The organism is Dolichospermum sp. UHCC 0315A (assembly GCF_008121535.1).
Classification (GTDB): domain Bacteria; phylum Cyanobacteriota; class Cyanobacteriia; order Cyanobacteriales; family Nostocaceae; genus Dolichospermum; species Dolichospermum lemmermannii.
The window spans coordinates 1,651,072-1,673,261 of record NZ_CP043056.1 but is presented as its reverse complement, the minus strand read 5'-3'; the positions used below and the strand labels follow the sequence as shown (position 1 = coordinate 1,673,261).

General features: G+C 36.6%; 20 protein-coding genes, 2 pseudogenes and 1 CRISPR repeat array. Of the genes and pseudogenes, 7 read left to right on the top strand and 15 right to left on the bottom strand.

Annotated features, from left to right (window positions below; genetic code table 11):
• Positions 1 to 150: 150 nt before the first annotated feature.
• Positions 151 to 1,701 (top strand): annotated as a pseudogene (locus tag BMF77_RS28930) (transposase); the annotation flags it as partial.
• 528 nt (positions 1,702 to 2,229) lie between these two features.
• A CRISPR array of direct repeats spans positions 2,230 to 3,121; the repeat unit is 37 nt; unit sequence GGTGAAATTAGCTTTGAGTAATTAGGTTAATTGCAAG.
• Between the two features lie 31 nt (positions 3,122 to 3,152).
• On the opposite strand, the gene BMF77_RS07925 reads toward BMF77_RS28930, so the two are convergent.
• From BMF77_RS07925 to BMF77_RS07895, 7 genes are all read right to left on the bottom strand, one after another.
• Positions 3,153 to 3,761, bottom strand: a complete 609-nt coding sequence (locus tag BMF77_RS07925; protein WP_148761947.1) for a class I SAM-dependent methyltransferase — start codon at positions 3,759 to 3,761, stop codon at positions 3,153 to 3,155.
• 106 nt (positions 3,762 to 3,867) lie between these two features.
• Positions 3,868 to 4,239 (bottom strand): hypothetical protein, encoded by a 372-nt coding sequence (locus tag BMF77_RS07920; protein ID WP_148761944.1) that lies wholly within the window; start codon positions 4,237 to 4,239, stop codon positions 3,868 to 3,870.
• On the bottom strand, positions 4,232 to 5,230 hold the full coding sequence (locus BMF77_RS07915) for an LLM class flavin-dependent oxidoreductase (RefSeq protein ID WP_148761942.1): 999 nt from the start codon (positions 5,228 to 5,230) through the stop codon (positions 4,232 to 4,234). The genes BMF77_RS07920 and BMF77_RS07915 overlap by 8 nt, the downstream gene beginning before the upstream one ends.
• Before the next feature lie 18 nt (positions 5,231 to 5,248).
• Positions 5,249 to 5,584 carry a hypothetical protein gene (locus tag BMF77_RS07910; protein WP_148761940.1) on the bottom strand — a complete coding sequence of 112 codons (336 nt, stop codon included), beginning with the start codon at positions 5,582 to 5,584 and terminating at the stop codon, positions 5,249 to 5,251.
• Positions 5,585 to 5,720: 136 nt separating this feature from the next.
• Positions 5,721 to 6,032, bottom strand: a complete 312-nt coding sequence (locus BMF77_RS07905) for a hypothetical protein (RefSeq protein ID WP_148766856.1) — start codon at positions 6,030 to 6,032, stop codon at positions 5,721 to 5,723.
• Positions 6,033 to 6,034: 2 nt separating this feature from the next.
• Positions 6,035 to 6,298 (bottom strand): hypothetical protein, encoded by a 264-nt coding sequence (locus BMF77_RS07900; protein WP_015079389.1) that lies wholly within the window; start codon positions 6,296 to 6,298, stop codon positions 6,035 to 6,037.
• A gap of 37 nt (positions 6,299 to 6,335) precedes the next feature.
• Positions 6,336 to 6,764 carry a hypothetical protein gene (locus BMF77_RS07895; RefSeq protein WP_148761938.1) on the bottom strand — a complete coding sequence of 143 codons (429 nt, stop codon included), beginning with the start codon at positions 6,762 to 6,764 and terminating at the stop codon, positions 6,336 to 6,338.
• Positions 6,765 to 7,518: 754 nt separating this feature from the next.
• Here BMF77_RS07895 and cysK point away from each other — a divergent pair.
• Positions 7,519 to 8,460 carry a cysteine synthase A gene (gene cysK, locus BMF77_RS07890; protein WP_148761936.1) on the top strand — a complete coding sequence of 314 codons (942 nt, stop codon included), beginning with the start codon at positions 7,519 to 7,521 and terminating at the stop codon, positions 8,458 to 8,460.
• Positions 8,461 to 8,635: 175 nt separating this feature from the next.
• On the opposite strand, the gene BMF77_RS07885 is transcribed toward cysK, so the two are convergent.
• From BMF77_RS07885 to BMF77_RS07850, 8 genes are all read right to left on the bottom strand, one after another.
• On the bottom strand, positions 8,636 to 8,941 hold the full coding sequence (locus tag BMF77_RS07885) for a hypothetical protein (RefSeq protein ID WP_148761934.1): 306 nt from the start codon (positions 8,939 to 8,941) through the stop codon (positions 8,636 to 8,638).
• A gap of 82 nt (positions 8,942 to 9,023) precedes the next feature.
• The gene (locus BMF77_RS07880; RefSeq protein ID WP_148761932.1) at positions 9,024 to 12,260 is read right to left on the bottom strand and encodes a type ISP restriction/modification enzyme; all 3,237 of its coding nucleotides are present in this window, start codon (positions 12,258 to 12,260) and stop codon (positions 9,024 to 9,026) included.
• A gap of 270 nt (positions 12,261 to 12,530) precedes the next feature.
• Positions 12,531 to 12,755 (bottom strand): hypothetical protein, encoded by a 225-nt coding sequence (locus BMF77_RS07875; protein ID WP_148761930.1) that lies wholly within the window; start codon positions 12,753 to 12,755, stop codon positions 12,531 to 12,533.
• Positions 12,756 to 12,763: 8 nt separating this feature from the next.
• Positions 12,764 to 13,027, bottom strand: a complete 264-nt coding sequence (locus BMF77_RS07870; protein ID WP_148761928.1) for a hypothetical protein — start codon at positions 13,025 to 13,027, stop codon at positions 12,764 to 12,766.
• A gap of 21 nt (positions 13,028 to 13,048) precedes the next feature.
• Entirely contained in the window at positions 13,049 to 14,029 is a 981-nt protein-coding gene (locus BMF77_RS07865; RefSeq protein WP_148761926.1) for a hypothetical protein, read from the bottom strand.
• Between the two features lie 1,235 nt (positions 14,030 to 15,264).
• Positions 15,265 to 16,860, bottom strand: a complete 1,596-nt coding sequence (locus BMF77_RS07860) for a cyanoexosortase A system-associated protein (RefSeq protein WP_210422313.1) — start codon at positions 16,858 to 16,860, stop codon at positions 15,265 to 15,267.
• A 22-nt stretch (positions 16,861 to 16,882) separates the two neighbouring features.
• Positions 16,883 to 17,662: an HpsJ family protein gene (locus BMF77_RS07855; RefSeq protein WP_148761922.1), complete on the bottom strand. Its 780-nt coding sequence runs from the start codon at positions 17,660 to 17,662 to the stop codon at positions 16,883 to 16,885.
• Positions 17,663 to 18,078: 416 nt separating this feature from the next.
• On the bottom strand, positions 18,079 to 18,684 hold the full coding sequence (locus BMF77_RS07850; RefSeq protein WP_148761920.1) for a molybdenum cofactor guanylyltransferase: 606 nt from the start codon (positions 18,682 to 18,684) through the stop codon (positions 18,079 to 18,081).
• 103 nt (positions 18,685 to 18,787) lie between these two features.
• Here BMF77_RS07850 and BMF77_RS07845 point away from each other — a divergent pair, with 103 nt between their 5' ends.
• The 5 genes and pseudogenes from BMF77_RS07845 to BMF77_RS07825 all read left to right on the top strand — a co-directional run bounded on the left by BMF77_RS07845 (position 18,788) and on the right by BMF77_RS07825 (position 22,109).
• Complete coding sequence (locus BMF77_RS07845; RefSeq protein ID WP_148761918.1) at positions 18,788 to 19,249, top strand: nitrate reductase associated protein; 462 nt, start codon at positions 18,788 to 18,790, stop codon at positions 19,247 to 19,249.
• A gap of 51 nt (positions 19,250 to 19,300) precedes the next feature.
• Positions 19,301 to 19,504, top strand: a complete 204-nt coding sequence (locus tag BMF77_RS07840; protein ID WP_148761916.1) for an RNA-binding S4 domain-containing protein — start codon at positions 19,301 to 19,303, stop codon at positions 19,502 to 19,504.
• Between the two features lie 233 nt (positions 19,505 to 19,737).
• A complete protein-coding gene (locus tag BMF77_RS07835) occupies positions 19,738 to 20,700 on the top strand; it encodes a hydrogenase small subunit (RefSeq protein WP_148761914.1) in 963 nt (320 codons plus the stop codon).
• Positions 20,701 to 20,879: 179 nt separating this feature from the next.
• Positions 20,880 to 21,389: pseudogene (locus BMF77_RS07830) on the top strand (nickel-dependent hydrogenase large subunit); the annotation flags it as partial.
• Positions 21,390 to 21,698: 309 nt separating this feature from the next.
• On the top strand, positions 21,699 to 22,109 hold the full coding sequence (locus BMF77_RS07825; protein WP_148761910.1) for a hypothetical protein: 411 nt from the start codon (positions 21,699 to 21,701) through the stop codon (positions 22,107 to 22,109).
• Positions 22,110 to 22,190 lie beyond the last annotated feature (81 nt).

Below are 22,190 nucleotides of genomic sequence, written 5' to 3'. Positions count from 1 at the left end.
CTTTTTACACTATTCAATTTAGTAGCAGGTTAGCTGAACATATATAATATGGGTATAATTAAGACTACCCAATCTAGTCCCATCATAATGTTGTTAGCATAAATTCACAACTGTAAGCACGATGTGGGCGATCGCACAAGCATATTTTATATGAAAACCCTGGAATTAAAAGTCATCTTAACCAAAAATCAGGAAGATTTTTTATTAAAAAGCAACGCCCCGGATCTTGCTTGGGCGTGGAACTTAGCACTAGAGCTTTTGATAGAAGACCACACAATCAACTACTACGGATGGTTAGCTAAAAAAGCATCTGAAAGCAATATATCCTTAGATGGAATTGATCTCTGTTGTTTGAGTCTATCTAAAAAAAGTGGATGGTCATTACCCATGAAGCCTGACACTAAGCGTATGGAAGAATTACTTACTAAATGGGAAAAAGACAAGACATACAAATATTTTGGTTTAGGCGGACATTCTTGTAGAATTGCGTACATTGATAAATCAGGAAAATATACACCGATTGAAAAGCGATTGCTCCCATCAGAACCCCGACTCATAGCACACCTAAAACCAGGTAAGGATGGAACTAAACGCATGGGAAGTTCTGCTAGTAGTATCTATATGACCTTATCAGGTTGTTTAACTATTGAGAAGTGCAGCAAAATCAGGGAAGAAAGGGGACTACCTAAACTAACACTTAGCTCATCTTACCTAAAGGGTACGCTTAACAGATTGGCTACGAGTTGGGCCGCTTATGTTGATGTTAAACGCCGTGATGCTCACATACCAAAATTCAAAAAAGAACCTGTTTCTTCATTTTTCTGTGTTAGTCCAGAAAACATAAAACTAAAGAATAATAAACTCATACTTCCTGGTTTAACGGATGGAATTATCTTCGTTAATAACAATCATTTAAGAATTGAAAATGGTTCTGATATTCGTTCTGCTGTTATCAAAAAAGAACCATCGGGGTGGTATGTTTGTTTAACAGTTGCTAGTTCACTAGAAGTAGAATTAAGAACGGTTAAAAAGGAAATTAAATCAACAAAAGATGAAGATACAAAAGCGGATTTAAAGCAACAAGTTAATCAACTCGAAACAGCTTTATATATTCACGAATCACATAAAGCTGGCATTAAAAAATCAGATAAAGCTGTAGGGATAGATCCCGGTGTTAAGGCACTTATAGCAACTGATAAGGGTACATTAATTAAACCTAATGCTAAGGCAGAAAAAAGAGAAAAACGTATACAGCGACTACAACGTAAACTATCAAGGCAGACAAAACACGGTAAGAACTTTAAAAAAACATCTCAACAATTAGCTAAACAACATGAAGTTAACCGTCGTAGTCGTTCAGCTTATCAGCATAAAATTAGCACCTATTTAGTTAGGACATTTGGGGCTATAGCTTGGGAAGAAACGCAACATAATAACATTAACAAAAGACCTAAAGCTAAACTCAGAGCCGATGGTAACGGATATGAACGAAATGGTGCAAAACGTAAAGCAGGTCTAAACAGGGCTTTGGCTAATGCTGGTATGGGTGGTCTAAGAGAAAAAACTAAAAATAAGATGGAAACATTAAGAGGTAAAAATAGTTTTCTCTTGACAAAGCCACATTATTCTAGTAAGCTATGTCATAGCTGCGGAACTGAAGGTGATCGTCCTTCACAAACAGATTTTTATCGCAAAAATCCCAAATGTAAATTATTTGGGATTAAGCAACAAGCAGATGTAAATGCAGCTAGAAATCATCTGCTAAGATCAAGTTTCTTGGAAAGTGGTGAATACCGCCTTTGGGATTGGTATGAAGCACATCAAGAAAATACCTCGCTTGGATCGGGGGAATTTAAGCCTGATGGAGAAATCCTATTTAGTGGAGACTCGCCACTAAGTGAGACTGAAAACTCGATTAGTAAGTCTGTGAAGCAGGAAGCGGAAGCGATCGCCGCATCATCGGTGGAATATGCCGATCAATTAACCCCCCAAAAGGGGAACAAAGCGCGGAAGGGAGGGTGTAAAAAACCTAAATCCGCAAAAACAACCTCAAAGCTAGACACCGTAAGCGATCCGAACCTTGACAATAAGCCAGATACTCGCGCACCTTGCACATCAAGCATTTCACCGAATTCAGTGGAAAATAAAATTCCCAAAACTAAGAAAAAAAAGAGATCCGCGCAATCATCATCTGAAAGCTTTACACAGCTTACTATCTGGGATACGGCAGGTGAAATTAGCTTTGAGTAATTAGGTTAATTGCAAGTTTGTAGTCCACTAGCATCCCCCCTCTGCGAGTTGGTGAAATTAGCTTTGAGTAATTAGGTTAATTGCAAGATCTGACTCAATTGAGAACCGAGTGCAGCCATGAGGTGAAATTAGCTTTGAGTAATTAGGTTAATTGCAAGGGTTCAATTCCCATCGAATTGGAATTGCCAGCCAAGGTGAAATTAGCTTTGAGTAATTAGGTTAATTGCAAGTTCTGGCACATTAGCCGATGCTAAAGCTGAAAGGTGAAATTAGCTTTGAGTAATTAGGTTAATTGCAAGTTATCCCATACCCTATGCCACCGCTGGGAAGGGGGTGAAATTAGCTTTGAGTAATTAGGTTAATTGCAAGATAAACAAATTATGACCCCTGGTGGACTACAGAAAATGGTGAAATTAGCTTTGAGTAATTAGGTTAATTGCAAGTGTTAACCCCTCCAGAAAAACGGGGGGAATAAGGTGAAATTAGCTTTGAGTAATTAGGTTAATTGCAAGTTATGAATAAAGGTGGTAAAAGGGAAGGTGCTGGGGTGAAATTAGCTTTGAGTAATTAGGTTAATTGCAAGCCTAGAACCCTACAGGAAACTCACCAAAAGATTAGGTGAAATTAGCTTTGAGTAATTAGGTTAATTGCAAGGTTTTAGGTTGATGTCGTAGTCTAGATAGAAAAGGTGAAATTAGCTTTGAGTAATTAGGTTAATTGCAAGGAGTACGCGGAATAGTTGCGGCTGTACTGTAGATGAAGGTGAAATTAGCTTTGAGTAATTAGGTTAATTGCAAGGTCCAGAAGATTGTTCCCTAACTGCATCCTTTACTGGGTGAAATTAGCTTTGAGTAATTAGGTTAATTGCAAGCACGTCTCATGTACGCAACACCCTACAAAGATTATTTTTGAAAAACCGTTAATAATACAAATCCTAATAAGTCATAATGACCTACACAAGTTAATCCAGCATTATTACCCATTTCTTCTCTTTGTTTCTTACTATAAAACCGAATTCCTGTGGGAGAATGGGGCGTAATTTGACATGGTGATGAGTTATTAAAAGTAATGTCCACTAAATAGAATTTACCACCAGGAGAAAGTACCCTTGCTACCTCATTTAAAACCTGTTCTGGTTGAGGATAATGCAAAAAGCTGATGGTATTAAAAACCGCATCAAATTGTCCCTCAGCAAAGGGAAGATGTTCAGCATTACCTTCCAGATAAATTAATCGGGGACGATGACGGTTATTTTGTCTTGCTATCCGCAACATTTGGGGAGACAAATCTAAACCTGTAGCTGTAATTTCTGGAAACTGAGTTGCTAATCTGTTTAATAAACGTCCAGTTCCACAGCCTAAATCAAGTACATTTGCATTTGGTGATAATTCAACTTTTGTCAGTAATCTTTTATGAATAGCTTGGTAAATAAAAGAAGGAAATGCCCAATCATAACTATTTGCCCAACGGTCAAATAATTCTTTTTTATTATTGACAAAGTTACTAATCATGGCTGCTATATTTTTGTGTTAATTTTATTATAACAAGATAGATGATAGATCCCCGACTTCTTTAAGAAGTCGGGGATCTGATAGTGATTAAAATATAATTTAGGAATTACAACCAATCTCGATAGGCTGAAATTTCGGTTACTCCAATTTCAAAAGGTGATCCTTTGCCAAAAGGAGGATAAACGCGAATTTTGGCATTTTTAGTAAATCTTTCCAGTCTATTTCCCAATTGGGGAATATTGCTGACTATATGCCAATAAGCAACTATATCGGGACAGTCTACAATTAACATCAAAGTAGTCTTATCTGTGGTCATGTACCACTGACAATTAGATAGTAATACTTGGGTAATGCGATCGCACGCATAGAAGAAGCATTTACCAATAGATTGTTCCAATTCCAAATGGAGAATTCCATCCTCTTTTGTTACCTTTGTAGGAGGTAAATCATCGGGAGGAAGCAAAGAAAGTTTAGACATAATTCCGCACCTCTTGATTGTAGCGTTGCAAACTTTCTCGATTTTTTTGCAAAGAAAAAGATGAGGGTTTTAACGCTAGTGTGCTGAGATCTAATTCGTCCTGAAATTTCTTGATTTTGTCACGACAACCGTTAACATCACCGATAATAGAATTCTCAATCAAATAGTCTTCATCGAAACAAATATTTGTCCGATCAAATGCTGGTTGTTGAGGACTTTTCTGCATTACTTGAGTTGAGTTAGCTGTCATTTCTTTGCTGAAATGGCGAATAAAAGGCAATGCTTCATTTACCGCTTCATCATGAGTTTTACCCACAAAAAAGAACCGGGCTAACAGGAACTTATCAGCACCACTGGAATTAAATTCCCGATATTTATTGACTGTCTTCTTGAGTCTTTCTAAAGAAAAAGGTGGACCACCCATGATTCCAAAGGAATTTTTAGCAGCAAATTCAATTGCATCATTGTCACCACTAGCAACATATATGGGAATTGGTTTTTGCAATGGTTGGGGATGAATTGTGAGATTTTCGCATTGATAATATTCGCCATTAAATGATACGTTAGTCTCATATAAAAGCTTTTGAATCAATGCCACTGACTCTAACATTCTGGTGCGAGATTCCTGAGTTGTCACCCCAAAATGTTTATTTTGCTGCGGAAAAGGTCCACCTTTAGCTACCCCAAAAGCCAGCCTACCACTACAAAGATTGTCCAACGTAGCAATATCTTCAGCCACGCGAATTGGCTGATGAAATGGCAATAATACAGCGGCAGTTCCTAGACGAATTTGCGAAGTCATACCTGCCAAATGTGCCAATAACAGCAAAATTGAAGAACTGAGATTGAACTCATTAAAATGATGTTCTGTTACCCAAGCTTCTTCAAAACCTAAACTTTCAGCCTCTTTTACCAATAAAACTTGCTCAAAAATAGTCCGTCTAGCATCTAGGTGATGATTTTCGTAATTGCAGAAAAGTCCTGTTTTCATTGTTGACCAAATATCAGATTAGGCTGCCATTAATTGCAACTCCAACCATAATCGAGGTTCAGACTGTTTTAACTTCGACATAGGGTCACGTAGCAATCGTTTAGCATTGAAACAAACTACTTGAATTAACCCCATATTTTCGGCTAATTCTCTGAGGATTTCTTTTTTGGCTTGAATACAGGGCATCATGTCTTCTCGACAATAAATTCCTATATATCGAAACCGTTTTGCAGGTCGTCCCCAAAAGCAAGTGATAACTTTCACATGACAGCCTTCTAAGAGTTCTCCCACGGCTGGATAATAGTCATTTACGACTCTAATAAATTCTTGGGATAGGATGTCTTCAGTAATCATGTGACTGATTCTTCTGTAGCTTCCATAACTCTATTTAGTATAACATATAATTGTCATTTAAACCTGACAAAATTAATAATAAAATACCAGATCCCCGACTTCTTTAAGAAGTCGGGGATCTAAAGATATCAAGTTTTTATCGAGAATTACGTTCTGCTACTAAAACATCAGCAATAATATCTGGTAGACTTTTCAAATCGGTATATCCCTCTGAACCAGAAATTGGCGAAATAAAAGTATAGTTAGGGTCACAAACTCCTGTGTCATAAACCTGCATAAACCATTTATCAGGTAATCCCTCTACACCCAATTCTACAATGTACCAACTCTCACCCATTAATCGAGAATTAATCACTGTAAACCAATCTCTATAATCATCAGCAATATTCCAATCTGCCAAAAGAAATTCTAATGATATTTTTCCAGCATCAGTTGAAGTCAATAGCATCATTACTCCTGAGTGACAACTTGATTAGAAACTTCAGGATATAAACCTAATTCCTTTGCTAATTGTTTAGCAACAAAAAATAGAAATTGCGCTCCATCTTGATTACCTTGATGAGCAAACATTGTGGCTACTTGTAACATTGCTTGCACTAAACCAGAGTCAATTAATTCCGGTTGTGCTTCCAAAACTTCTGGTTCTTGACCATTAGGACATTGGAGAAGTTCATCAATTAAATTAAAATACTGTGTTTGGCGTTCGTCTGTCATGATAATTTAGTTTATGGTGAATGATTAACTTGAAAAATTACTGTTCGATGCTTTGTTGCCACATTCTTTCTAAGATGGCAATGTGTTCTTTTAATACAGCAGCACGATAGACAAGATATCTGTCATAAGCAATAATTCCTATCCCAGTACAAATCGGTGTGATTAAAAATATCCATTGCAAAATTGTTGCTAATTTATATTTTCTTGCAGCAATTTTTAATTGATGTAGAAAGTTATTGTTAGATAATTTAACCTTGACTAAAGATGGCTGAGTGTTGATAATTTTTTGTTGGGGAACTAATTGAGGAGATGCTATATTTATTTTCGGCAATTCACAGGATAAATTCTGTGTTTTAACGAACTCTCTATGTTGTCCCCAAACTATAGCAAATACTACTGCCCCTGGAGAAATTAATGCTAAAGTTACCAAACTTACGGTAAGCACATTTAAAAGTTTGACTTTCATATTTATTCTCCATTGCCAGGTATAGATTACCTAGATAGAAATAAAATTTCTATTAGATTGATTTTTGCACCTTTTTGTTATTCAAAATATGCTGATCAAAATCTCCTCAAAAATAAAATTATGTCCTTTCCGTATGGAGGAATACAGATAGTATTTAGATGAATCTTGAGAGATATAGGAGTTAAGAAGTCCCCCCTGATTCGTCAGACTTTCATCTTAGGAACTTCGGGGGGTAGAGGGGAATCTCTGCGTAAATCCTATATCGTTTATATCAGTTGCCTTTCTGGTCCTAGCTTTAAGGGATGCCAATTAATATTATTAAGATAATTACGACAGCACTCACAGCCTGTAATCCTGACTGTGCAAGCATTTAAAAAAATATTTGGTGTAGGGGTGCTAGTATTTATTGAGTGGGGTACTAGCATTTTTGAGGGAAGGGACGGGGGATTTTGTACTCAAACTCAAACGAAGATGGGCTATTGGTTTGAGATATTTTGAAAGGAAGATTCACAAGTACAAACTGTACTCAAATCACAGGATCTCATGACAAGGCTAGACCTAAGATATCTTGAATAACTCAGAAACAAAATTAAGATATTCTAAGGAAGAAATTGTATTCTAATTTTCATTAATTACTAATATTTTTAGCGGACTAGATAGAAGTTATGCTAAAATGGCTATGGCTGATATCAAAACTCAATCAGATAAATACTTAACCAAAATAGATTAATATATAAATTTTAGAGGTTAATAAATGCGAATTGCTAAAGACGTAACAGAACTTATTGGCAAAACTCCATTAATTCAGTTGAATAAAATTCCCCAAGCCGAGGGAGTGGTAGCTAGGATAGTTGTCAAATTAGAAAGTATGAATCCTGCGGCCTCTGTAAAAGACAGAATTGGCGTAAGTATGATCCTTTCCGCTGAAGCTGAAGGTTTAATTTCACCGGACAAAACCATTTTAGTCGAACCAACATCTGGTAACACAGGTATTGCTTTAGCAATGGTAGCAGCCGCCCGTGGCTACAAGTTAATTCTAACCATGCCAGAAACCATGAGCCAAGAAAGACGCGCCATGTTGCGGGCTTATGGTGCCAGTTTGGAATTAACACCCGGTACTCAAGGAATGCGAGGTGCAATTAACAAAGCGGAGGAAATTGTTGCTAATACTCCCAATGCTTTTATGTTACAACAATTTGCTAACCCAGCTAACCCGAAAATTCACCGAGAAACCACCGCAGAAGAAATTTGGGCAGATACAGACGGAGAAGTTGATATCTTAATTTCTGGGGTAGGAACGGGCGGCACAATTACTGGTATTGCCGAAGTTATTAAACAACGCAAACCAAGTTTTCAAGTGATTGCAGTTGAACCTAGTAATAGTCCGATTCTATCTGGTGGTAAAGCAGGTTCTCACAAAATTCAAGGTATTGGTGCGGGATTTATTCCTGATGTTTTGCGTCAAGATCTAATTGATGAAATAATTCAAGTTGAGGACGCAGCAGCAATGGACTATGGACGGAGATTAGCCAGGGAAGAAGGGTTATTATCAGGAATATCTTCGGGTGCGGCTTTAGCTGCTGCTATTGAAGTAGGTAAACGTCCAGAAAATGCTGGTAAATTAATAGTAATGATTCAACCTTCCTTTGGTGAACGCTATTTAAGTACCGCTATGTTTCAAGATTTAATGAGTTAAACATTTCGTAGGTTGGGTTGACGCAAGGAAACCCAACAAAATCCTTAATAATTTTTGTCTGATAGCGTAGCGTGGCGTAGCCATATCAGGATTTATAGGATTTAAGGATTTACAGGATGTTTATTTATTTGATAAAATAACTTATAATTCTCTATTTTTTTGATATTAAATTATATTAATTATTTATAACATATTCAATTGCTTCTAACTTTTGTAGAGAATTAGTTAATTTTTGTTTAATTTTTATCTCTCCAGCCCAACTTACATATTCTTCGTCACCACCTGCAAGGTTTTCTGCTGTCCAATTGGCGAAAAATAACTCTGACGAAACTTGATATTTTGCTTCAAATTCCATGAGTAATTTATTGGTTTTTTCTATTGAACGTTTTAAGTTTTTAATCTCGGATTCAATGGCTGACTGAATCAGGTTTTGTACGATTTCAACGTCAGGAGAATCGGATTTAATTTGTAGCTGTAACATAAGTTTTACCTCAAATAGAAGGACTATAGTAATTTTACTGCTTGGGTTTTACAAGACAATACATATTAATTATAACATTTTTTTACTCTATGGGAAAACCTGGAATAATTTTATCAATTTCTTGCATTAATCGTAAAGTGTCTGTTAAAGCAATGACAATCTTTTGATAATGGTTAATTTCTTCTAGAGATAATTTTCTATTAGCGTTTTTTCGGTCTTTTAACCATTTATCTAATACTTGATATCCTCCTATTTTAAATTCCCAGATATGTGGAGGAATATCGGTAAAATAACTCTGTTTATTGATATAAACTCTTTGTAGTTCAGAATTATAGGTAACTTCAGTAACTTGATTATCTCCTATTGCTTGGTATGTTGTGATTAAGGTATTGAGTTTATCAGATTTCATTAAATGTAAATTAACTAATTCTTCTCCTTTGATAGCTAATTCATGAAAGAGTTTTTGATTACTGGTTAAGGGAAGACGCGGAAAATCTATCTTTAGAAATTCAGCGTATCTAGTACGATAGGTTGGACTGTGAAATATAGCATAAGCATAGTAAAATATTTTTTCTGGAGTTGGTATTTTACCGAGTTTTTCTTTGATAGCTTCTAGGAATTTTGGGGATAAATTAGGATTTTTTTCTATGAAAAGGTTAGTTTGCTCATTTTCTGTATTTGGGTAAGTGTAGAGAGGAAAAACATACGTTAACTCTCTACTTTTCAGGGATACGATACAACGTTCTGTTAAAATCTCTGAACAAAATATATGATAAAAACCTGGTTCAACTTGCTGACGACAGGAAAGTAAAGCAATGTTATTACCCTTTAATAAATGTCCCATTAATTCTTTTCTACTATCTCCTCTTTCAATAATATTGGGATTATAATAAACCCAACGATTATCAAATGGTCTATAAGCATATAGCAGTAGTTTTGATTTAATTTCATTTTCTTGGATATGTAACTTAGCTTTTTCTAAACTCCAATATTCTGTATCTTTGATATTATACTTCTGCTTTAATTCTTCTAAGTTAGTATTTATTGCAATATCGCTAAACCGATTTATGAGGTTTTCTTTATCATAATCAACACATACATTATCCCTCCTAGTTTGTGAACCAGCAGCATGAAGTGGAAATATATCCGTAATACTTAACTCTTTTTTATATTCATCTTCATAATCAAGATTTTTCGGTGCAAAAAAGTAATTAGGTTCAGTTGGTTGTAACTCTATCCAATTAACATTATCTAAACTTGCAGATTCTAAAAACTTATATTTATCCTCACGACTTCCCCACAGATCATAATATAACACCTTAGCCATTTCCTTAATTCCATCTCTGGATTTATAAGCCGTAGAAAAATAATCAGGTTCGCTTTTTTCGCGCACAGCAATTAAAATCGCTACACCTTGTTGAATATCAAAAACATTTTGATCAACATTTCCCTCCGGTGTGGTTTCCTTTAATAAAGAATTACCATGTAAATCCATGATATATAAAGTATCAAAATACCTTAATAGTTCTTCCCTCATACCTCGATGAATTAAACCATTGAGATAGGAATGATTAGTAATAAAACCAATAATACCATAACCTTTAGGTGTTTTTTGAATTTGATATTGAGCAAAACGAATAAATTTAATATAATCATCATCTAAAGGTTGAATATTCTTTTCTTTTTCTAATCTGACTCTACCTTTATATAATTCTAAAAGTTCCCCAATATGGGTTAATTCCGTAATGGTTTTACCCGCTTTTCCTGTTTTGTAAATCCGATTCCAAGCTGAACCAGTATATTCAACATCTGCTAAATATCTTTCATCTTGATTTAAAACTCTTTTGCGTTTACTAGCATTTTGAGAACTGACAGAATAAGGAGGATTTCCTAATACCACCATTACGGGAATTTCCGTCTTTACTTTTCCTGCTTGACTGGATTCTTCCGCTATTATTTGAGTAATACCAGGAATTAAATCACCTTCCTTTATTCCTGCTTCTAACGCATTGGTTAAATAAACTTTTAATCTTTCTTCTGGTACAAATTTATAACCTAAATCTCCTAATAATAAACCTAACTTTAGATGCGCTATAGTATAGGGAGTCATTAATAATTCAAATCCAAATAGACGGTTTAAAAGTCTTGCACCTCTTAAAAAATTATTCCATTGACGGATATCAAACTTAGCAACATTATCACGAATTTGTTTAATAACTGCATATAAAAATGTTCCTGTTCCAGTTGCGGGGTCAAGAATTGTAACTTTGCGATTTCCTAAACCATATTCTAAATCAAAGACTTGATCTAAAATATCATCAACAGCACGAACAATAAAATTAACTACAGGTTCAGGAGTATAATAAACTCCACGACTTTTCCTTAATGAAGATTCATAAGCAGCTAAAAATGTTTCATAAAAGTGAATAACTGGGTCTTCTGTGCGGGTTTCCTGACCAAAGTTTTCTAAAATATTGGTCATGTCTATTGTGTTAAATAAGTCTATTAAATTTTCGATTGATTTGTGAATTTTACTAACGCTATCAGTTCCTAAAACCAAATCAAATAAACCTTTTAAAAAAGGGATTCTATCACTAATATAAATACTGGCTGTAGTGCGATTAAATGCAAATTGTCCAGGGTTTTGTGCATGACCAATTTTCGCAGTAAATAACCCATAAGCAATAGTTTGGGAGTACATATCTGCAAATTTATCATTATCTATATCTAAAAGTAGTAATTTTTTAAATGTTGATTTTAATTGATTTAATTCTTCTGTAGTTGTTTCTATTTCTAAAGATGATTGAATAGCGTTTCTAATGGTTTTAGTATAAGCTGCCATTTCCTTAGCCAAATCATAATAGTTATTAATATCTCTGGCTTTTTGATTCAGAAATGACTGGAGTAATTCTGTAATAGGTCGTAAATCATTAACCAGGATAATTTCACCTTGTTCTAAATCAGCTAATTTAGCAGTTTTTTCACATTCTCCGTCTACATACCAATGAAATTCTAGATAATTAGTTAAAATCAAGTTGTAACCAATATTGGATTCCAAATAACGTTTTATTTGTGCAGTTTTTTGGATTTTACCTAAATCAATATGAATATCTTTAGCTTCTATATATCCCAAAATCCGATCATTTTTTCTGATAGTTAAATCAGGGATTCCTGCTTGATTACCTTTCTCTTCAATTCTGGCATTAACACCAATCATTAAACCCTCAATTAGATGTTTTAGGCTAGGGTAATGACTGCGTTCTCCACCACGTTTAATATTTTCTTGTAAGTCTTGGATATAGTTATTGAAATCAGACATAATCCCTGGAAATTATTTATTAATCTTCTTTTCATAATAGCATATAATCGTAATATATTTGTAGGTTGGGTTAAGCGACAGCGAAACCCAACAAAGTCCTGAAAATGTTGTAACCTACTTGTTTATTGGAAAACCCAAATGTGAATTTATGTTATGATCATGTTGGGTTTCCTGGGGTCAACCCAACCTACTTGTTTATCGGAAAACCCAAATGTGAATTTACATTATGATTATGTTGGGTTTCCTGGGGTCAACCCAACCTACTTTAAATCATTTCATTCTAAAATCTTGCAACAAAAAAGGCATAATTGCACCTGTAGTTAAACTAGCCACACTAATAGGAATACAAAGGGGAATTGATGCTTGTGCTAATAATACTAATATGACCGTACCAATACCACTAGCAATAATAGTTTGACGCAGAAAATATATAGGGTCACGGAATAGTTTACCCTTGAAAAATAACTGAATAGAAAACCAAGTTAATGCTAACATATATGCTCCTAATGATTGGCTAATAAATTCAGGACAAATAACCCTAAAATTACCGCAGGAATTACCCCTGCTGGTGCAAATAAACTACCAATTATGGCTGCAAATTGGTATCCGATATCTTTACCCGCAAGGATAATTCCGCCAATTGCACCACCAATCATTGATAAAATCACAGCAATGATTAACCAAGTAAATCCTGTAGTGAGATCTAATTCTGTATTTAAACTATGCAGAAATTTGAGAAATACTGGATCATTTACTAATTCAAACATAGATATTCTCCTATTTAGGGTTTAATTTAATGAGAATGCTTGAATTTCCGCAGTTAAATCTTGGAGGGCTTTGGCTACTATTTCCGCTTGTTCTAATTGCTGATGTTCTGTAAATATTCGCCAAGCTTCTTGATAGTATTCTTCTGCTTTTAAGAGATTTTGGGGATTCCCTAATTCTGGTTTTTCGGGGTCGTCAGGTAAGTTGAAGAGAAGGTTAGCTTTGTTAGAAATTGTATTCGCATATTCTAACGGTGTATCTTGCAAATTACGCACTTTTAAAGCTTCATTGTAAGCTAAAACAGCCCGTAAATTATTTTCGATAGGATGAGAACTTACTAAATATTGTAAAGCATTTCCTAAATTATTTTGCAACATTGCATATTCTCTAGGATGGTCAATTAAGTTAATATGCTTGAGGGCAATTTCAAAAGACTGAACCGCTAAACCTTGACGCAAAGATTCCTGTGCCGACGACATGGGCATGGAAAGATAAGCGATCGCTATGTTATTATGTAAAATCGCATATTCCTGGGGGTAATCTTCCCAAGTAAACACCCGCAAAGCCTCATGATAAGCATGAATACTCTCAGTTATCTGGGCTAAATTATAGGGAACTAAAGATTGGAAAACTAACCCCAAATTCATCTGCACTGCGGCTACTTCCTCCGCCGTTGCCAATTGTTGTAAAATCGGCAAAGCTTCCTGATAATCTGCCCGTGCTTGTTGCAAAAATTGAGAACCCCCATCAGGAATCATCTGTAATGACCCTGCCATGCCCACCTTAGCCCGTGCTTTCAGTAAAACATAGTCATCCCCACACATTTGATAAGCGCTGTCAAATAGCCCAATTGTATTGTGTAAATCTTGGGCTGTTTTCGGCTTTTTCTGAAAACCTTGTGCTATTTCTATCAGCATTTGGATTTTCTCGGCTGTTGTTGCTGACTCTGAAGATATGGACGCAATAGCAGCTTTCACAAATGAATCTGTAATACTAGAAGTCATAAATTTGCCTGGGGAATGGAGTTATGATCACCCATATATTAGGGTTATTAACTAAGCCGATTTACGCAGTTTTCGAGTTGATACAGATTCCCCAATTTCTTACAGTCGTATGCACTTAAATAAAACACATCATGCCCCCCTCCTCGCTTGCGGGGAGGGGTTGGGGGTGGGGTTATTTCGTTCTAGACACAACCCCCCATCCAATATAAAACAATTGGATTATAAAAATCTAGAGTGAATTTACCAATAAAAGGAGTTGCCTTTCTATCCTCAAATTCGTGATTTATCTAGCAGTTATCAAAATTGACATAAAATTAAAACCAGAATAAAAAACCCACTCATTAAGAGGATGTTTGAAAAGTTTTGAATGTATAAATTGACCCCTCTCCAAACCTCTCCCCGACGCGGGGAGAGGCTTTAAAACCCCCATTCCCTTGCAGGGAAGGGGGGCAGGGGGGTTAGGTTTTTGGAAATTATGGGTTTCATCTGATACTTTTCAAACAACCTCTAAGTGGGTTCTGACTATTTATCAACAATAAAACAATTTAAGCGTTTTCAATCCCGATCTTTTTTTGAGCAAATTTGCGTTTAGCCCACATACCCGCACCAAAAAGCACCGTACTACCCACCACAGGAAGAGCGTCGGTTTCCCAAGGCACAGCAGCCACATCTCCCAGAGTGACATTCCCAGTATATGCCGCGAATAGAGAACAGAGAAAACTCTAAGAGAAAACTCTAAAAGTAACATGACTATATCGTAACATTATTACCTCAGTAAAAACCATCAAAATATTTTTTACTGAGAGGGTGTTTGAAAAGTTATGGTTGATGTATCAAATATTTTTTACCCCACCCTAACCCTCCCCTTGTAAAGGGGAGGGAACTGGATTTTTATTGTTTCCCCCCTTTACAAGGGGAAAGGGGGGTAGCAATGTGATGAAAATTACGGAATACCACTTTTCAAACATCCTCTGAGGTAATATGGCTAAAAATCAACCAAAATAAGGCATCAAGGTAACTTTACATATTGTTATACAGCGGTTTCCGCTCTTATGAGGTACAAAGTTGAATCATGAAACTCTTGTAGTGCGGGCATCTTGCCCGCTAGATATGTACCTCATAACACCGGGAAGTGCTGTATATGGGTAATAGACATCTCCCCTAAAGATTGTAGAGACGTTCCATGGAACGTCTCTACAGGTCACGCATATTTAATTTTTGGAGATGTCTAATTACTAGAGTTTCAACTTAGGAAAATTACTCTGCCAATAAGATAATAAAGCCTGCCAAGCAGTTTCTAATTCAACATCACTAGTATCAGCCTTAGTTAACGAAAGTTGCCCCCAGATACAGCGACGGTCACGGAGAGTTTGTTTACCGTTCAATAGATTCAACCATTGAGAGGGATTTAGGTAAGGACGATAAAAATGGGCAGCGAATTGAGATACGGTCACTGTACTTTTTCCCAGGGAATTAATGCAGGCCGTCAAATAGCGGTTTTGTTGATCAAAAAACTCTAAATGATCACCGTTGAGGTTCACTTTTTGAACGGGCTTTATCAGCTTAGGTAAATTAGGTAGATAACTAAATTGCTGATAGTATTCTTTGACATCACCTAAGCTAGAAGGGACATAGTAAAAGTTAACAGTTAAGCCCTGACCGGCTTTTTGGTAATGATAAATTTGTCCTAACAAGATATCCTTCGTCTTATCGGTTTCGATATCTGTGTTTAGTAGAGGACGATTATTCTCCTGGGCTAGTTGCTTTGACGATAAAGATAGAGGTTCACTAGCCGTGAATTGCCAACCAGGGAGAGGAATTTGTGACGGAAAACGATAGACGGCGGTTTGACTCAAGCCCGCGTTGGGATGGATACAAAAATTAAATAAAATGATGATCAAACCGATACCTGTTAGTACAATTAACCAGGATACTGGCTGAGACTTTTCTGGCTGAGACTTTTGAGGGGGGGCTTTTGTCAGTGACGATGGAATTTGACTGGGTGATAGGAAAAGAATCACTGCCCCAAAGGATAGGAACGAAAGTAAAGCAAAAATATCACCACCTTGAGAACCATGCCAATAACTAAATGCAGGTTTATCTTTCACCACTAGTGCTATAACAACCAATCGGATCACGGACAAAATAACACTAATAAGCACTGAAAGAGTAAAAGGCAAATAAATATTTTTCAGATGAGAGGGAAAAAGAATGGCCAGCACGAAAGAAAATTTTAATAGCATGATTAAAAGTGGTATCGCCGTGCATTCTGATAAAATATCAATTACCCCATTATTAACAGAAACAAGAGCACCTTCAGTAGCGGAATTAAAGCCCAAGTACCATAAAAGATAAGAAGTAAGTTTGGCGGAGATTACCGTAATCCGAATCAGCATTCCCAATAATTTGACAAAGACGAAAATCAAGGGAAATATAGCAATTACTGCTAATTCTCGCTTAAATTGTTTAATTCCCTCAAATCCTGATGCTAATAAAGCCAAACCAATAGCACTAATCAAGGGGAGACAGTACCAAAAAATAGAGATTTCTTGAACTGAAAATTTCGCATTGATGTAGGGAATAATAATTAAACAACAACCAACAAAATTAGCAGGAAACTGGCTGACGAAAGCAAGGTTATTCCTTCTCCCGTAAATGTGGAATATAACACTTGCATATAACAATAGTTGAAAGAACCAATCGTTAGCATTTTGTTCAACTCGCCAATAGAGTGTTAGGTGAGTTGAAGTTACTAACCCAAAAATAAATAGAATGAAGAAAGTATAATTCAGAAAATTAACTTCCCTAAACTTTTCTATTTTACCTGTCATTGCTAATATCGTTTTCAACATTCTAAATACAAGCCCGTCCTATTTGAAGCCAAACAATCACAAAGGTAAAACCAATAATTAGTAGAGCAATAACTGTTCTCAAGCTAATTTTCCATCTATTCTTCCACTGCCCTCGCTGGTTTAGGGCTGCTTCTTGGGAGATTGTCTTTTTTGCACTGGCTAAGTTTTTTTGAATTGTATTTTTAAGCTGAGGAGTTGGTAAATTTAAGTCATCTGGACTCATGTTGATATTTTTAGCGAACAGCTTGATTTGTTCTGCGCTAACCCCTGAAGCAAGACGCTTTTCGATTTGGGTTATTTGTTCAACACGGTTATTTCTCTGTTCGGTGATTTGATCATTGGCCACCTTTAGGACTCGTTGCGTATTTAATAAAGTCAGGGGAATTAAGGCAAAAAAGGCGATTCCCATGAGCAGAATCACCCAGCGGATAAATCTCAAAAAAACAATTTCTAGGAAGCGGATATCACCTCGATTGTCACGAAAGTAAAGAGTAAAAATAAACCCTAAGCCAATCAAAAAAACCCAACTATGCTGAGTGAGGAGACTAATGGCGTTGAGTTCCCATTCAGGGTTTTGGAGTTGAGGTGGGACAATCACATAGATAAAATCTATGAATGACATTATCACAATTCCATAGCCAATAATTGGTAATAGAACAGTCAAGTCACTAGTATTTGATAAAAGACCTTCCCAGTTAACTCGACCGAAAAATGCCCTGAAGTTCTTGACAGAAGAGAAAATAAAATAACCAATATTTTCTTTGATATCTCTAAAATTCATCGATCTTAATGTTCCTTTTGAATGCAAAGTTGATAATTACAGCAGCTATCGGCGGTAAAGCCCTTTAAGTGCAAGGCTTTGTGATTAAAAGTTGTACCTCATTTACCTGCAATTTACTGGAATTTATCCTCATGACGGCTGAGATTTGAACTTTTACAAGATTACGAAAAATCCAGATGTGTAGGGGTTTAGCATTGCTAAATTCCTACCTCTATAGAAGCAAACGATTCAGCCATCTTGAGTATAATCAGGGAAATTATATAACATAAAACAATACTGTAGCCATGCAGTAAAAATACCTTACCAGTTCTAACATAGCATCAATACCTTGTCAATAACTCTACTACATCAGCCCTCTCTTCATCCTATTTTTTGGCTACAGTATTGTTAGAGTCTACTTGTATACCTGGGTTTTATTATTCGGGGATATTCTTGTTAAAATTAAATAACATTTGTGAATCTTCCAAAGGTAATACTTCTACGGAATAAGACTTTAACCACTGCTGAAAAGAACGTCCACCTTCTTCAACATACTGATTTAATTCCGGTAAACAACGACGGCGATAAAAACCACATAGAGGTTGCCAGATTTGATTATTTTTGACTAAAGCCGCCATTTTATTTTCGGGAATTGTATCTAATTTAGATATCCAATCTTGTAATATTTCTAGCCGCAAATTTGGTAAATCACAAGCTAATAATAGAACCCAATTTGTTTTTACTGCTGCTAAACCTTGTATAAAACCTACAAGTGGTCCATGAGTGCGGGGTTCATTTCCAGTTTCCCCAGGTAAAGGAACTTCTGGAATAAATTGACTTTTAGGTGTTAGCAATTCTTGATAACGTTCTGGCCAGGGAGTTACTATATAAACTTTATCAGTGCAAGCTTCAGCAATAGTACAAATTAATTGCAACATGGGGACACCGACCATGGGAATTAAAGCCTTATCTCTACCCATGCGAGTGCTTTTACCACCTGCTAAAACAATAGTAGTAACATCACGCTTTAAATCAATATTCATAATGTTTGGATTCTATTTAATAAAAATTAACTGTAGTTTCTCATAAATTGTTTACAATAATTATATAAATCTATAATTTATAACTATCATTATCATCAATTTTATGACATATTTTTTTGAATTTGAAGCAGATTTTGTTGATTCTTGGCGTTGTATTCCTATGCAAGTGCGCTATAAATTAGACACTTGCGGTATTAAGCTAAAATTAGCAGAATGGAATCAGATGAATCAAGAATCACGTCAAAATTTAGCGATATTACCTTGCGATACAGATGGTCAAATTCATGATTACAGACATTATATTCAAGAGTTGGTATTGCAACTCACTGGTAAACCAGTAGCCGAATTACCCATTGAAACTCATCCAGCATGGATGGATAATACCGCTATTCCCAGCAGTATTCACGCAAAAGCCCAGGAAATAGGTGTGATCATCACAACTGAGGACTGGGCAAGCTTAACTAGTTTACAGCGTTTTGCCTTGATTAAACTGAGTCGTCCTAGCCATGAAAATAAAAACTTCTTACCGGCTTTGCAAGAATTTAAATTGTTGCCAAAATCCTAAATTCTGATATATTGCTATAAATAATACTTTTTAAGTAGTGGGTAAAAGCAAATGATTAAACTCGACCAGTTTTTAAAGTTTTCCGGTATCACCTCTACCGGAGGTCAAGCTAAATGGATGATTGTTGATGGTGAGGTTAAAGTTAATGGTGTAGTGGAAACGCGCAGAGGACGAAAATTAGTAGATGATGATCAAGTAACAGTAGCAGGAAAAACTTTAAAAGTTGGGGAAATACTATCAGATACCGTTGATTAATTTCGATATCTATGATTTTGCCCTCACTACTTTTCTGACCATAACATCCAATTATGCTAATTCTTAATTTTTATTTCCAAAAAATTAATTGCTTTAAATAACACCTTGATTTAAAATAATAAATATTGATCAATAGGTCATTCTCTACAAGTAAATCCTCTCAAAAGGGAAATTATACCCCTAAAGAACTTCTTTAATTGTGCATTGTCAACATATATAAAAAGACATAGCTAATGACTAATGTACTCTGGCTCCAAGGTGGTGCTTGTTCGGGTGACACCATGTCGTTTCTGAATGCCGAAGAACCAACAGCTTGTGATTTAATTGCTGATTTCGGGATGAAAATACTTTGGCATCCTTCCTTGGGTGTAGAATTAGGTGAAAACGTCAAAACCCTTTTATGGGACTGTATTTATGGTAAAATTCCCGTAGATATTTTGGTATTTGAAGGTAGCGTAGTTAACGCCCCTAATGGTACAGGAGAATGGAACCGGTTTGCCGACCGTCCCATGAAAGATTGGTTAAACGATTTAGCCAAAGTTGCGAAATTTATTGTGGCTGTGGGAGACTGTGCAAGTTGGGGAGGAATTCCCGCTATGTCACCCAACCCCAGCGACTCCAAAGGACTGCAATTTCTCAAACGGGAAGAAGGCGGTTTTTTAGGTAAAGATTTTGTCAGTCAAGCCGGCTTACCGATAATTAATATTCCTGGTTGTCCCGCACACCCCGACTGGATAACGCAGATATTAGTAGCGATCGCCACTGGACGAATTGATGATATAGTTCTTGATGAACTGCACCGTCCCCAAACCTTCTTCAACACCTACGCCGAAACCGGTTGTACCCGCAACATTCACTTTGCATACAAAGCCACAACCACCGAATTTGGACAACGCAAAGGTTGTCTATTTTACGACTTAGGTTGTCGTGGTCCCATGACTCATGCCTCCTGTAACCGCATTCTCTGGAATCGCGTCTCCTCCAAAACCCGCGCCGGAATGCCCTGTTTAGGCTGCACAGAACCCGAATTTCCCTTTTTCGACCTCAAACCTGGAACAGTCTTTAAAACCCAAACCGTCATGGGAGTTCCCAAAGAAATACCCCCCGGAGTCAACCACAAAGATTACGCCGTCCTCACCGTTGTTGCCAAAAACACAGCCCCAAAATGGACAGAGGAAGACTTTTTTACTGTTTAGTCATGAAAAAAGACCTAACCCCCCAACCCCCTTCCCTACCCCTCCCTGACCCTCCCCTACAAGGGGAGGGAAGCGGAAAAACTTTTGTTAGCTGGAAGGGGGAGTCAATTATTCCCCTCTCCTTGTAGGAGAGGGGTTAGGGGAGAGGTCGTGTAACTAATAACTAATAAAGGACAAATATGCCAATTCAAACATTAGATATTTCACCCGTTGGTAGAGTCGAGGGTGATTTAGATGTGCGTGTCGAAATCGAAAATGGATATGTCACAAACGCCTGGACTCACGCTGAACTTTTTCGCGGCTTTGAAATAATTTTACGCGGAAAAGATCCCCAAGCCGGCTTAATTGTCACTCCCCGAATTTGTGGAATTTGTGGCGGTTCTCACCTCAGTTCTGCCTCTTGGGCGTTGGATACAGCTTGGGGAACAGAAGTTCCGAGAAATGCAATTTTAGCGAGAAACTTAGGTCAAATTGTCGAAACAATCCAAAGTATTCCCCGCTACTTTTATGGCTTATTTGCCATTGATTTAACTAATAAAAATTATCGCCGGAGTCACTTTTATGATGAGGCTTGTCGGCGCTTTGCTGCCTTCACAGGTAAATCTTATGAAATCGGCATTACAATTTCTAGTAAACCGGTAGAAATCTACGCTTTATTAGGTGGACAATGGCCGCACAGCAGTTATATGGAAATAAATTGGGGAATTGCTGATATAGTCAGGATTTTTCAGAATAGGCCTGATTATTCCCTGGTTTTTCCTTAAATTAGGCAATAAAACCACCCCAGCCATATCATAAGTCTATTTATTTTTATCTACTAACAGTTATTTGGTGTTTTCAAATATTACCTAATTTTTCCCTAACTCTAGATTAGCGATGCCTTCAGCGCACTGGAAGCAATTCCTAGGTCGTGCTTCGCTATCACATAACTGTGGTAAATTTTTAGTACGCAAAGAATAATCTAATGCACCCATCCTCTTTTAATCTTCTTACCCATTATGAATTTCAAACGATGGCAGGAACTCAAGCAAATCCTCACTGAAGACAAAGACTTGTCTAACATCTGGACATATTACATGGATCATTTTGCAGATCATCCCGAATTCATCAACTTGGGTCAACGTGTCCAGAATCAATATATAGATGCAGTTGTCAAAACAACCTGTCAACAACTATTTGGTCAAAACGTCAAAATTACCAACTCTCTCCTTATCCATATTCCCCGACATCAATTTTTCCATGGCCCATTCCAAGCCAGCGGACGAATAGGTGGTGTGATTTTCTTTGAGGATATCAAAGTCGGCTTAATGGGTATTTCCGCACAGTTTCCCCCAACCAGTGAGGTGAAATATTCCCGGTTTACCGAAGTAATGGATCTATCACCACCAACAGGTCATGATTTAAATTGAAGGGATATAGCATTTCCTAATCTAAATGATGCACAAAATTATCTGTGTTCATCTGCGTTTATCTGCGTTTGATTCTGACTT

Excerpts from the sequence above, each read along its gene's own strand:
- BMF77_RS07925 (WP_148761947.1), bottom strand. The coding sequence starts at position 3,761 with ATGATTAGTAACTTTGTCAATAATAAAAAAGAATTATTTGACCGTTGG.
- BMF77_RS07920 (WP_148761944.1), bottom strand. The coding sequence starts at position 4,239 with ATGTCTAAACTTTCTTTGCTTCCTCCCGATGATTTACCTCCTACAAAG.
- BMF77_RS07915 (WP_148761942.1), bottom strand. The coding sequence starts at position 5,230 with ATGAAAACAGGACTTTTCTGCAATTACGAAAATCATCACCTAGATGCT.
- BMF77_RS07910 (WP_148761940.1), bottom strand. The coding sequence starts at position 5,584 with ATGATTACTGAAGACATCCTATCCCAAGAATTTATTAGAGTCGTAAAT.
- BMF77_RS07905 (WP_148766856.1), bottom strand. The coding sequence starts at position 6,032 with ATGCTATTGACTTCAACTGATGCTGGAAAAATATCATTAGAATTTCTT.
- BMF77_RS07900 (WP_015079389.1), bottom strand. The coding sequence starts at position 6,298 with ATGACAGACGAACGCCAAACACAGTATTTTAATTTAATTGATGAACTT.
- BMF77_RS07895 (WP_148761938.1), bottom strand. The coding sequence starts at position 6,764 with ATGAAAGTCAAACTTTTAAATGTGCTTACCGTAAGTTTGGTAACTTTA.
- cysK (WP_148761936.1), top strand. The coding sequence starts at position 7,519 with ATGCGAATTGCTAAAGACGTAACAGAACTTATTGGCAAAACTCCATTA.
- BMF77_RS07885 (WP_148761934.1), bottom strand. The coding sequence starts at position 8,941 with ATGTTACAGCTACAAATTAAATCCGATTCTCCTGACGTTGAAATCGTA.
- BMF77_RS07880 (WP_148761932.1), bottom strand. The coding sequence starts at position 12,260 with ATGTCTGATTTCAATAACTATATCCAAGACTTACAAGAAAATATTAAA.
- BMF77_RS07875 (WP_148761930.1), bottom strand. The coding sequence starts at position 12,755 with ATGTTAGCATTAACTTGGTTTTCTATTCAGTTATTTTTCAAGGGTAAA.
- BMF77_RS07870 (WP_148761928.1), bottom strand. The coding sequence starts at position 13,027 with ATGTTTGAATTAGTAAATGATCCAGTATTTCTCAAATTTCTGCATAGT.
- BMF77_RS07865 (WP_148761926.1), bottom strand. The coding sequence starts at position 14,029 with ATGACTTCTAGTATTACAGATTCATTTGTGAAAGCTGCTATTGCGTCC.
- BMF77_RS07860 (WP_210422313.1), bottom strand. The coding sequence starts at position 16,860 with ATGACAGGTAAAATAGAAAAGTTTAGGGAAGTTAATTTTCTGAATTAT.
- BMF77_RS07855 (WP_148761922.1), bottom strand. The coding sequence starts at position 17,662 with ATGAATTTTAGAGATATCAAAGAAAATATTGGTTATTTTATTTTCTCT.
- BMF77_RS07850 (WP_148761920.1), bottom strand. The coding sequence starts at position 18,684 with ATGAATATTGATTTAAAGCGTGATGTTACTACTATTGTTTTAGCAGGT.
- BMF77_RS07845 (WP_148761918.1), top strand. The coding sequence starts at position 18,788 with ATGACATATTTTTTTGAATTTGAAGCAGATTTTGTTGATTCTTGGCGT.
- BMF77_RS07840 (WP_148761916.1), top strand. The coding sequence starts at position 19,301 with ATGATTAAACTCGACCAGTTTTTAAAGTTTTCCGGTATCACCTCTACC.
- BMF77_RS07835 (WP_148761914.1), top strand. The coding sequence starts at position 19,738 with ATGACTAATGTACTCTGGCTCCAAGGTGGTGCTTGTTCGGGTGACACC.
- BMF77_RS07825 (WP_148761910.1), top strand. The coding sequence starts at position 21,699 with ATGAATTTCAAACGATGGCAGGAACTCAAGCAAATCCTCACTGAAGAC.